General features: G+C 68.5%; 11 protein-coding genes. 6 read left to right on the forward strand and 5 right to left on the reverse strand.

The genetic code is table 11. The features are described 5' to 3' along the window. Positions 1–15 precede the first annotated feature (15 nt). Positions 16–306, forward strand: coding sequence for a hypothetical protein (locus E3O48_RS10580; RefSeq protein ID WP_134506205.1), 291 nt, complete (start codon positions 16–18; stop codon positions 304–306). A 39-nt stretch (positions 307–345) separates the two neighbouring features. Here E3O48_RS10580 and E3O48_RS10585 read toward each other — a convergent pair whose 3' ends face one another. After that, on the reverse strand, positions 346–1,167 hold the full coding sequence (locus tag E3O48_RS10585; RefSeq protein ID WP_134538696.1) for a DUF429 domain-containing protein: 822 nt from the start codon (positions 1,165–1,167) through the stop codon (positions 346–348). A gap of 145 nt (positions 1,168–1,312) precedes the next feature. On the opposite strand from E3O48_RS10585, the gene E3O48_RS10590 reads away from it, so the two are divergent. Next, a complete protein-coding gene (locus tag E3O48_RS10590; protein ID WP_134538698.1) occupies positions 1,313–2,785 on the forward strand; it encodes a sugar porter family MFS transporter in 1,473 nt (490 codons plus the stop codon). Between the two features lie 2 nt (positions 2,786–2,787). Here E3O48_RS10590 and E3O48_RS10595 read toward each other — a convergent pair whose 3' ends face one another. After that, positions 2,788–3,537 (reverse strand): RNase H family protein, encoded by a 750-nt coding sequence (locus E3O48_RS10595; protein WP_134538700.1) that lies wholly within the window; start codon positions 3,535–3,537, stop codon positions 2,788–2,790. Positions 3,538–3,622: 85 nt separating this feature from the next. Between E3O48_RS10595 and E3O48_RS10600 the strand changes: the two genes are divergently transcribed. Next, positions 3,623–4,102: an NUDIX domain-containing protein gene (locus E3O48_RS10600; protein ID WP_134538702.1), complete on the forward strand. Its 480-nt coding sequence runs from the start codon at positions 3,623–3,625 to the stop codon at positions 4,100–4,102. On the opposite strand, the gene E3O48_RS10605 is transcribed toward E3O48_RS10600, so the two are convergent. Further along, positions 4,099–5,280: a MarP family serine protease gene (locus E3O48_RS10605; protein ID WP_134506215.1), complete on the reverse strand. Its 1,182-nt coding sequence runs from the start codon at positions 5,278–5,280 to the stop codon at positions 4,099–4,101. The two genes, E3O48_RS10600 and E3O48_RS10605, sit on opposite strands and share 4 nt — an antisense overlap. 183 nt (positions 5,281–5,463) lie before the next feature. Here E3O48_RS10605 and E3O48_RS10610 point away from each other — a divergent pair, with 183 nt between their 5' ends. Next, a complete protein-coding gene (locus tag E3O48_RS10610; protein ID WP_134538703.1) occupies positions 5,464–6,687 on the forward strand; it encodes a DUF4192 domain-containing protein in 1,224 nt (407 codons plus the stop codon). A gap of 26 nt (positions 6,688–6,713) precedes the next feature. Here the strand turns inward: E3O48_RS10610 and E3O48_RS10615 are convergent, their stop codons facing one another. Both E3O48_RS10615 and E3O48_RS10620 read right to left on the reverse strand, forming a co-directional pair. Next, positions 6,714–8,162 carry an aspartate aminotransferase family protein gene (locus tag E3O48_RS10615; RefSeq protein ID WP_134538705.1) on the reverse strand — a complete coding sequence of 483 codons (1,449 nt, stop codon included), beginning with the start codon at positions 8,160–8,162 and terminating at the stop codon, positions 6,714–6,716. 3 nt (positions 8,163–8,165) lie between these two features. After that, on the reverse strand, positions 8,166–8,648 hold the full coding sequence (locus tag E3O48_RS10620; protein WP_134506221.1) for an Lrp/AsnC family transcriptional regulator: 483 nt from the start codon (positions 8,646–8,648) through the stop codon (positions 8,166–8,168). 217 nt (positions 8,649–8,865) lie between these two features. Here E3O48_RS10620 and E3O48_RS17820 point away from each other — a divergent pair, with 217 nt between their 5' ends. Then, complete coding sequence (locus tag E3O48_RS17820; protein WP_241982496.1) at positions 8,866–9,930, forward strand: FHA domain-containing protein; 1,065 nt, start codon at positions 8,866–8,868, stop codon at positions 9,928–9,930. Between the two features lie 40 nt (positions 9,931–9,970). Then, positions 9,971–10,759 (forward strand): PP2C family serine/threonine-protein phosphatase, encoded by a 789-nt coding sequence (locus E3O48_RS10630; RefSeq protein WP_134538707.1) that lies wholly within the window; start codon positions 9,971–9,973, stop codon positions 10,757–10,759. Positions 10,760–10,880 lie beyond the last annotated feature (121 nt).

Genomic DNA, 10,880 nt, shown 5'->3' on the forward strand with positions numbered 1-10,880 from the left:
GCCTACGCTGGCTGTATGCCCTCGTTCCGCATCGAAATGACCATCGGCGCGGTGAAACCGGGTGTCGCCCCGCAGTCCGTGCTCCCCGCCGCAGCCGCCGCGGCCGCCGCGCTGACCACCGTGGAGGCCTCCGACCTGGCCGTCGTGGCCGGTGCGGCCCGGGCGACCGTGCGGTTCAGCGCAGACGACCCGTCAGACGCGCTCCGGATCGGGCACGCCGTGCTCGTCGCCACCGGCAGGGTGGCCGATCCGCAGTCCTGGCGGGTGACCGAACGGATCAGAGGTCGCTGGCTCCCGGTGCGCTGACCCGCCCGGCGGCGCTCAGGCGCCCAGGCGCACCGCGGTTCAGCGCGGCCGGCGCTGCTCCGGCCTGGCCGGCGCGATGATCGTGGCCCGGTGCCCATCGGGGGAGGGCTGGTCGTCCGCACCGAGCACCTGGCTACGCTCGATGCCGTGGTGCCACCAGAGCGACGCGGTCCACGCGCTGACCAGGGCGTCGATCAGGTCCTCCCGGTGTTTGTAGGCCCGGTCGAGCAGCGGCGAGTGGCTGGTGACCAGGGCATCCGACACCGGGTGGGTGGACAGGTCCAGGGGTGGCGTCGCAGCATGCAGCCGCCATACCCGCTGGATGAGGTCGTCGCACACGAACGCCCGGGCGGCGCGACGCTGGTCGGGAGGGAGGGCCGAACCCATCCGCTTGTACCGCGGCCGTTTGTCGTCGTACCCGAACTCCTCGGCGCCGACCAGGGTCGTGTACGGGTAGCACTCGAAGAAACTGGCGATGGCCGGGTCCACCGGCGACAGGCCGTCGGTGTAGGTCCAGCCGGATGCCTCGAGCCGACGACGGATCGATACGCCGCCCTGCCACGGGCGGGCGAGGTTGGAGGCGTTCGCGGAGACGAACCAGCCGCCGTAGCGGCTGCCGGTCTCACGTTCGCACAGTCGCATCCCGGAAGGATTGTTCACCACCAGCGGGGCGTCGATCGCGAGCACCGCGCCCGGCTCCCACATCGAGTCGATCCACTCGAGCACGGCCTCGGTGCCCCTGGCCCAACCAGCACCGAGGACCTGGCCCTCTTCGTCGATGCAGGCCAGGCCGGTTTCGTTGGCGGGTTTGGTGGCCGTGCCTTCGGCCCAGGCCAGATCAACTCCGAGGAATCGCGTCATGCGTCATAGATAGCACACGCGCCTGTCACCCGAAGTGGGCGTTCCGCCTACACCAGGGCATCCGGTAAAATCCGGCCGATTTTTCCGGCAGAGACCGCCGGGCGTAGCCTCGGAAGGTTGTCACACAGAACTGAGGTCGCCGAAAATGAAGCAAAAACTACAACCGTCGACAAACGGAAAGGTCATCGCACTCGCGGTAGCCGGGGCCTTCGGAGGATTCCTCTTCGGGTTCGATGCGTCGGTCATCAATGGCGCCGTCAATGCCATTCAGGATGAGTACTCGCTCAACGCCACCCTGACGGGTCTGGCCGTGGCGAGCGCGCTGCTCGGAGCCGCGGGCGGTGCGTATCTCGGCGGGAGCGTGGGCGACCGGTTCGGTCGCATCCCCGTCATGCTGCTCGGCTCGATTATGTTCTTTATTAGCTCGGTTGGATCGGCCTTCGCCTTCGGCGTCTTCGACCTTGTGCTCTGGCGCATTGTCGGCGGCCTCGGGATCGGACTCGCCTCCGTTGTCGCTCCGGCGTACATCGCCGAGATCTCGCCCCGGCAGTTGCGTGGGCGGCTGGGATCGCTCCAGCAACTCGCCATCACCATCGGCATTTTCTCGGCGCTGCTGTCCGACGCGGTCTTCGCCAATACCGCCGGCGGCGCCAGCGAACCGTCCCTGTTCGGGCTCGACGCCTGGCGCTGGATGTTCCTCGCCTGCGCCCTGCCCGCCGCCGTGTACTTCGTCATCGCCAGGCTCCTGCCGGAATCGCCGCGCTTCCTCGTGCTCAAGGAACGCGAGGACGAGGCCCGCACCGTCTTCGCGAAGCTCTGGCCGAACGGCGACGTGGACCGTGAGATCCGCGACATCAAGACGTCGATCGCGGTCGACAAGCGCGCTGCCCGCTCCGGTTCGCTCCGGGGCAAGGCCCTGGGACTCCGGCCGATCGTCTGGGTCGGGATCATCCTGTCCGTCTTCCAGCAGTTCGTCGGCATCAACGTGATCTTCTTCTACTCGACCACGTTGTGGAAGGCGGTGGGCTTCGAGGAGTCCAGTTCCCTGACCATCTCCGTGTTCACCGGTCTCACCAACATCCTGGTCACCTTCGTCGCCATCGCGCTCGTCGACCGGATCGGCCGGCGGCCGATCCTGATGACCGGTTCGGTCGGGATGACCCTGTCGCTGGCCACCATGGCGATCGCGTTCAGCCAGGCGGTGACCGTGAACGGTGAACTCAGCCTGCCCGGCGCCTGGGGTCCGATCGCCCTGGTCGCGGCGAACGTGTTCGTGATCTTCTTCGGTGCGTCGTGGGGTCCGGTGGTCTGGGTGCTGCTCGGGGAGATCTTCCCGAACACGATCCGAGTGAAGGCCCTCGGAATCGCGGCCGCCGCGCAGTGGGTCGCCAACTTCCTGGTCGCCGTCACGTTCCCACCGCTGGCGGCGCTGTCGTTGCCGTTGACCTACGGGATGTACGCGGTGTTCGCGGCCCTGTCCTTCGTCTTCGTCCTGACCAAGATCCCGGAGACCAACGGGATGTCGCTCGACGAGGCGAACACCCTGCTGCCGCCGAAGAACGCGGCGAAGAAGGCCGCCGCGAGGCTCGCCGCGGAGAAGGTGCCCGTCAGGGTCTGATCCTAGATCAGGCCGCGCAGCAGCTCCTCGGAGCTGACCCCGAGGCGGCCGGCTCGCTCGGCGAGGCGCGCGTGCTCGTCGACGGAGAGTGTCAGCGAGATCGTGTGGCCGGGTGCGGCGGCCGCCTCCGGCCCGGCGGAATCGAACGAGAAGAGTTCGGGATGCGCCGAGCGGCCGGCGGGCTTCGAGGCCGGTGGCGCGGTGGCAGGCCGCTCCGCCGCACCGCGCCGCGCCGGCGTGCTGCGAACGACGGCGGTTGAGGCGTCGGGGGCCGGCACGAGGTCGCCGGTTCGCACCCACCCCGGGCCGGGCTTGAACGGGACCTTGCGCTGGAACGCATCGGAGACGGCGCGGGCGCGGCTGTCCGCGGCCTCGTTCAGCGGATGATTCGCGTGCCCCTTGACCCATTCGAACCGGTATCTGCGGCCGACCAGCGCGGCGTCGATCTCCTGCAGCAGTTCGAGGTTGAGCACGGGCTTGCCGTCGGCCTTGCGCCAGCCCTTGGCCTTCCAGCCGCGCATCCATTTCGTCACGGAGTTGATCACGTACTGGCTGTCGCAGAGCACGAGAAGGTCGTCGTCGAGGTGCGCGGTCGCCCGGAACAGCTCCAGCACGGCCTTGAGTTCGCCCTGGTTGTTCGTGGCGTGCTCCCACCCGCCGGCAGCCCAGCAGAAGTCGTTGACGTACCACGCCCATCCGGCCGGACCGGGGTTGCCGAGCGCGGAGCCGTCAGCGGCGGCGATGATGGTCATTGCTGGCCTTTCGTCTGGTCCCGTGAACCGGGACCTGTCCATTTTGCCACCGGGACGACGGCGACCCCGCCGCTAGGCTCTGTTCATGGCCACTCCCGACTTCATCCTCGGACTCCGCGAGAGCATCGGGCATGCCCCGTTGTGGCTGAGCGGCGTCACCGCTGTCGTCGTGCGGGATACCGAGGTGCTCCTCGTGCGCCGCGTCGACACGGGCCACTGGTCGTCCGTGGCCGGCGTCATCGATCCCGGTGAAGAGCCCGCGGATGCTGCGGCCCGCGAAATCCTCGAGGAGGCCGGTATCGTCGCCGAGGTGGAAGCCCTCGTCGGCGTCTTCACCCGCGAGCCGCTCAGCTACGCGAACGGGGACCAGGCGCAGTACCTCGACCTCGTCTTCCGCTGTCGGTGGGTGAGCGGAGAGCCGCACCCCGCCGACGGTGAGAACACGGCGGCGGCGTGGTGGCCCCTCGACGCGCTCCCGGCGCTGCCGGGCACCCACGCCGAGCGGCTGCGGCTGGCGGTCTCCCATCAGGGCCCGGCGGCCTTTCGCCGCCGGAACGGAGGCTAGCCCTTGATGCAGTCCCCGGAAGAGACCGGAGCCGAAAGCGCCGCCGCCTGGGCGGCCACCGGGTCGACTTCCTCCATCGCGAGAGCGTAGCCGAGGTTGTTCGTGACGGTGGACTTGGCGAAAATGACTCCGGCCACCTGGCCGGCCTCGCTCAGGAGCGGCCCCCCGGATTCGCCGTGCTGCACGTCCGCGGCGAGCGTGTAGAGCTGCCGCTGCGCCGGTTCCTGGCCGTAGATGTCGGCGACGAGTGCCGGGGCCACGGCGACGACCTGGGCCGGCCCGGAATCGAACGGGCCGCCGTAGGGGTAGCCGTCGCTGACGGCCCGGCTGCCCGGGGCGAGGTTGGGACCGAGTTCGAGCGCAGGGGCGGAGAGGCCGCTCACGGCGATGACGGCCAGGTCGACGACCGGGTCGAAGTAGACGACCTGGCCTGGCCTCGCGTTGCCGCCCGGGGTGACGACGACGGGTTCGGTCACCCCGGCGACGACGTGGGCGTTGGTGAGCACGCGGTCCTCGGCGATGACGAAACCGCTGCCCGACTGGTTCTGCCCGCAGGCGTAGGCGGTGCCGGTGATCTTCATCACGGATTGCCGGGCCGCGAGCAGTGCGTCGGTGTCGGCGGAGACAGGCGGGATGGTCGGCATCGGCCCGTTGAAGGCCTCGACCACCCGGGGGAGCCCTTCGCTGACGACGACGGAGCGCAACTGGGCGAGGAACGACTTCAGCGGGTCGGGGGTCAGGGTGTCGATCGACCGGATCACGCCGGAGGAGGCGATGGCGGGAGAGAGCAGCGGCACGCCCAGCCCGCCGATGCTGAACGCGAGCATTGACACGACGAGGGCGGAGGCGACGACCGCGGCTCCGGCGCCGAGCATCCGGTCTGCCAGGCGCAGCTTGGTGCGGGCGCTGTGCGGGCGAAGGGACCGGCCGATCGAGCTGCCGAGTGAGAGGCCGCCGACCAGGAGCACCCCGGCCGTTGCGAGGGTGGCGGCCGTGCGCCATTCGGCGGCGGGAACCCAGGTGCCGACCACGGGAACGAGGAAGTAGGCGGCGACGCCACCGGCGATGAGCCCGGCGATGCTGCTCAGGCTGCCGATCAGGCCGCTGCGGAAGCCCGAGGCGAGGTAGCTCACCAGCAGCAGGACCAGGAGGATGTCAACAATCGTTGAACCTGGCATTCGTGGACCCTGCGCTTTCGTCGGTGCCCGGCGTTCACCCTCGGCATTTCTTGCTCAAGAGTACGGTGCCGCCGCGCCATCGCATCAATCGCGGGAGTCATCCACAGGCAGCCTGAAGGTGCGGTTGTCCACCGATTGCGTCGGAGGCGGTCGCAGCTTTGGCCGAAAGACAAGGGTGGCGGCATGAACAGGACAATCGTCAAGACCAGGGAAGCGTATGACTTCCTCGCGCTCGTGCCGCAACTCGTCGGATTCCAGCCGGAACGGAGCATGGTGCTCGTGGCGTTCCGGGGCAACCGCACCTGCGGGGCCATGCGCTTCAACCTGCCGGCAGCCGGCGCATCCCGCACAGTGTTGCGGAGAATCGCGTCTACCCTCGTCGGCACGCTGTGCCGGATCCCCGGGGTGGACGCTGTCGTGCCGGTGGTCTACACGGAGGAGACGTTCGCGTCGGTGGCCGGGCTGCCGGCGGAGCGGTTCGCCGAAACCGTGTGTGTGCGGGCGGAACTGTCCGGCTTCCTCGTTCGGGACGCGCTCTGCGTCGCACCGGACGGCTGGGGGTCCTACCGTGACCCGTCCTGCCCGGCCGGCGGGCATCCGCTGGCGGACATCGCCGGATCGGAGGTGCAGCGGGCCATCCCCGCCGAGGCCCGCCGTGACCTGGCCAGCCTGCGCAGCCGGGCCGACCTGCCCCGTGTCGACCTCGCCGCGCGGGAGCGGGTCGGCCGTCGGCTGGCCCGCTACCAGAGGCTCGGCGGGAAGGAGGAGACCGTTCCCGAGCTGCTCGCGATGGTCGGTGACATCCTCGATCCGGTGGCCACAGCGGAGGCGGCCCTGGACTGGGATCCGGGCGCCCTCGATCCCGCGGACGTGGCGGCGCTGCTCTTCCTGCTGCAGGGCCCTGCCTGCCGTGACCAGATGATGCTGCAGTTCGCGTTCGGTGAGGCGGTCGGCGCGCTCACCCACGCGCTGAACCTGCGGTACGCGGCCATCCAGGGCGCCACGGGGCAGAGCATGGACGACATCGTGCGGGCCGAGCGGGAACGGAACGGTGACGACGAACCCGACGCGAAACGGACGAGCGACCTGATCCTCGGTCTGACGACCGTGCGGCCGGACCCCGACCGCATCGAACGGGCGGTGCGGTTGCTGCTGACCGTGGTCGCCCTGGCCCCTCGCCGGGCCAGGCCTGCCCCGTATTGCATGCTCGCCTGGTTGTCCTGGGCGATGGGCCGCGGTTCGGTGGCGGGCATCTTCGTCGACCGGGCGCTGGCCGTCGACCCCCGCTACGGCATGGCGGACCTGCTGGACACGCTGGTCTCCTCAGGGCACCTGCCGGACTGGGCGTTCGCGGTACCGTTCGATGAAGAACGGCCACCGGAGACGACGAGTCCGGCCGGGGCCTGAAGTGAGGGTCCGTCTGCCGGCCCGGGCTAGAGGTACTTCGGCGCCTCCGACAGCACCCCGTGCAGGATCTCGCCGATCTCGCGGAACTCGGCCGGTCCGATGGTCAGCGGGGGAGCGAGCTGAACCACCGGGTCGCCCCGGTCGTCGGCCCGGCAGTAAAGGCCCGCCTCGAACAAGGCCTTGGACAGGTAGCCGCGCAGCAGGCGCTCCGACTCGGCGTCGGTGAAAGTCTCCTTGGTTGCCTTGTCCTTGACCAGTTCGATGCCGAAGAAGTAGCCCTCGCCGCGCACATCGCCCACGATCGGCAGGTCGAGCAGCTTCTCGAGCTCGGCGCGGAAAACAGGCGAATTCTCGCGCACGTTCTCGTTGAGCTTCTCCTCCTCGAAAATGTCGAGGTTGGCCAGCGCCACAGCCGACGACACCGGGTGGCCGCCGAAAGTGTAGCCGTGGTAGAACGTGGTGTCGCCGTGCTTGAACGGTTCGTAGATGCGGTCGCTGACGATGGTCGCGCCGATCGGCGAGTAGCCGCTCGTCATGCCCTTCGCGCAGGTGATCATGTCCGGCTCGATCCCGAAGGTGGTGGAGGCGAACATGTTGCCGATCCGGCCGAAGGCGGTGATGACCTCGTCCGCGACGAGCAGCACGTCGTACTGGTCGCAGATTTCACGGACCCGCTTGAAGTAGCCGGGGGGCGGCGGGAAGCATCCGCCAGAGTTCTGGACGGGCTCCAGGAACACGGCGGCAACCGTCTCCGGGCCCTCGAACTGGATCATCTCCTCGATCCGGTTCGCGGCCCACAGGCCGAACTTCTCCACGTCGTCGCCGAGGCCGGAGCCCATCTCGTCCGCGCGGTAGAAGTTGGTGTTGGGAACCCGGAAACCGCCGGGCGTGACCGGTTCGAACATCTCCTTCATGGCCGGGATCCCGGTGATCGCCAGGGCGCCCTGCGGTGTGCCGTGGTAGGCGACGTTGCGGGAGATCACCTTGTGCTTGGTCGGCCGGCCCTGCAGTTTCCAGTAGTACTTGGCCAGCTTGAAGGCGGTCTCGACCGCTTCGCCGCCGCCGGTGGAGTAGAAGACGCGGTTCAGGTCGCCGGGAGCGTAGGACGCCAGCCGGTCGGCCAATTCGATCGCGTTCGGGTGCGCATAGGACCAGACCGGGAAGAAGGCCAGTTCCTCGGCCTGCCTGGCCGCCACCTCGGCCAGGCGTTTGCGCCCGTGGCCGACGTTCACGGTGAACAGGCCGCTGAGCCCGTCGATGTATTTCTTGCCGTGCGAGTCCCAAATGTGATGACCGAGGCCCTTGGTGATGATCGGCACCCCGGCGCCGGACTCCAGCACGGACTGGCGGGAGAAATGCATCCAGAGGTGGTCCTTCGCCTTCTGCTGCATCGCCGCGTTCTCGGCGTCGGTGAAGACGGGAGGCGATGCTTCGGCGGAGATTGTTTCGGTGGTTTCAGGCGCAGTGATTGTCATTTTTTACCGTGTTCCCCAGTTGTAGAGCTGTTTGTGGAGTTTGAGATAGACGAAGGTCTCGGTGGAGTTGACTCCTTCGAGGCTGCGGATCTGCGAGTTGAGCAGAGCGATGAGCTCGTCGTCGTCTTCGCAGACGACCTCAGCGAGGATGTCGAACGATCCGGCGGTGAGCACGACATAGTCGACGGCCGGGATGGCGGCGAGCTTGTCGGCCAGGATACGGGTGTCGCCGCTGGCGCGGATGCCGATCATGGCCTGGCGGTAGAAGCCCAGCTGCATCGGATCGGTCACGGCGACCACTTGCATGACGCCGGACTCGGTGAGCTTCTGCACCCGCTGCCGCACCGCTGCTTCGCTGAGGCCCACGGCCTTGCCGATTTCGGCATAGGAGCGCCGCCCGTCGACCTGCAGCTGTTCGATGATCTTCTTGGACACCTCGTCCAGCTGGGCGGGCTTCGCTGCCGCACCACGTCCATTTGCGCTCATCCAGCGATTATGTCAGTGAGATTGCCATTCGGCAAGGGATTCCGTAGCCAAAAGGGTGCAAAACTGCGGAATCCAGAGCTATGACTGGATTGCTGGTCGCCCTTTCGTCGCCGGCGGGATGTGCGGACAATGCGTCGTGCCGGACAATGGGTCGTGCCGGACAATGTGTCGTGCCGGACAATGGGTCGGGTCGGACACTGAGCGGAAGGCCGGTTCTATGGCACGCGTTGGGTACCTGGTGGCGCCGGGGGAAGAGGCCGAGTGGTCCTTCGTCGTCGGGCGCGCATTCCTGGCCGCCCTCCCGGCGGCGACGCCGATCGCGGTCGTGGCCGCGCTGGACGCCCTGTCCGGCGAGCAGACGGTGGAGGCGGAGGCGCTGGTCGCGCTGCTGCCGCTACGCGGCGACCAGGCGGTCGCCAGCTTCGCGGTGATCGTGCAGCGGGATCCCACCGACGAGGACGGCGTGCCGGTGTCGGTGATAGTGCGCGGCGAGATCGCGGTCGACGTGTTCTCGGTGGGTGGGTCACGGCGATTCGTGGCCGGAGACATCCGTCCGTGGCTGCTCGCCGATTTCCGGGCCGTGACCGGCCTTGTGATCGGCGGCCCGGGGCGCGCAGTCGTGCCGGCCGGTCTGCTCGACTCCGGACGACTCTTCCTCGGCGGCACGGTCTCGGCGAGCCGGCTGTTCTGGACGCTCGTGGATCAGCCCGAGAGCATGGAGGCGACGATCATCCGCGCCCCGCGCCCGCCGGCCGTCGACGCGGACACGGTGCTCCGCGTGCCGAGGGTGCAGGAGGACACGGTGATCCTGCCGCCGCCGGGTTCCCGGGGACGGCGGCATGGGTCCGTTCCGGCCGACGTCGTCGCCCCGGCGGGTCAGGCGGGACAGGGGCGACAGGCGGGACAGGAGGCCCGGCCGGCCGCTTCCGACCGCGTGCTCTATGGACTGCGCCTGCCCGACGGAACGGAGCTGCGGCTCGATACGGCCTGCCGGCTGGGTCGGCACCCGCGTCCGGCCCGGGTGGCCGAAGTGCCGCCGCCGCGGCTGTTCGAGGTGGCTTCGCCGACCTCGGCCGTGTCGGGAACCCACCTCGACATCCGCCAGGTCGGCGACTCGGTGGTGGTGACAGATCTCGGCTCCACGAACGGCACCGTCGTGACGCTTCCCCGGCGACGCCCGCAACGGCTGGCCTCCGGGCAGTCCCTCGCCGTGCTCCCCGGTACGAGACTGGACATCGGGGACGGTAATATCATCGAGATCCTCCCCACGAACGGCGACTAGCCGGCTCCGTGTCCACGCGCCAATTTTGGAAGGCACAATCGTGACCCAGATTGGTCAGAGCTCAACCGGCATCAGGATCGAGCTTCCGTCGCTGCAGAAGACCGTCACACTGGCCTGGGCGGCGCTGACCGACACCGGGCACCGCCGCGAGGTCAACGAGGACAGCCTTCTTTCCGAGCCGCCGATCTTCGCCGTCGCCGACGGCATGGGCGGGCACTCGGCCGGCGACGTCGCCAGTGCCGCGGTGGTCACCCGGCTGGCCGAATTCGCCGGGCGCGATCACCTCGAACCCGACGCGATCAACGGGGCGCTCAGTCTCGCCGTCTCCGACATGGCAACGGGCGAAGGCGTCACGGACCTCGGAACCGGGACGACGGTGACCGGGGCCGCCATCGCTGTCGTCTCCGGGGTGCCCCAGTGGATCGTCTTCAACATCGGTGATTCACGCGTGTACCAGTTGACCTCCGGCGTTCTCGAACAGGTCACCACCGACCACTCCGTGGTGCAGGAACTCGTCGACGCCGGGCGCATCACCCGCGATGAAGCGGATGTGCACCCCCACGGCAATATCATCACCCGGGCCGTCGGATTCCACGAGCCGCCGGTCCCCGACTACCGGGTGCTTCCGATCCAGCCGGGGATGCGACTGCTGATCTGCTCAGACGGCCTCACCAAGGAACTCACGGCCTACGGCATCCGTCATTTCCTGATCTCGAACCCGCGGGCAGCCGACGCGGCGAAGTCGCTCGTCGACGCCGCCCTCGAGAACGGCGGACGCGACAATGTCACCGTGATCGTGCTCGACGTGATCGATGTCGGCGAGGTCTAACCTCAGCCGTACCCCCAGAGTTGGGGTAGTCGCTTCAGGCTGTGCGGCTCGACCGTTGCCTAGACTTATCAGACGCTCGTTCGTTTTACCCGTTCGACGAGCGTTCACAGCACGCTCGACA

It is taken from the genome of Cryobacterium sp. HLT2-28 (assembly GCF_004402495.1).
Taxonomy (GTDB): domain Bacteria; phylum Actinomycetota; class Actinomycetes; order Actinomycetales; family Microbacteriaceae; genus Cryobacterium; species Cryobacterium mannosilyticum.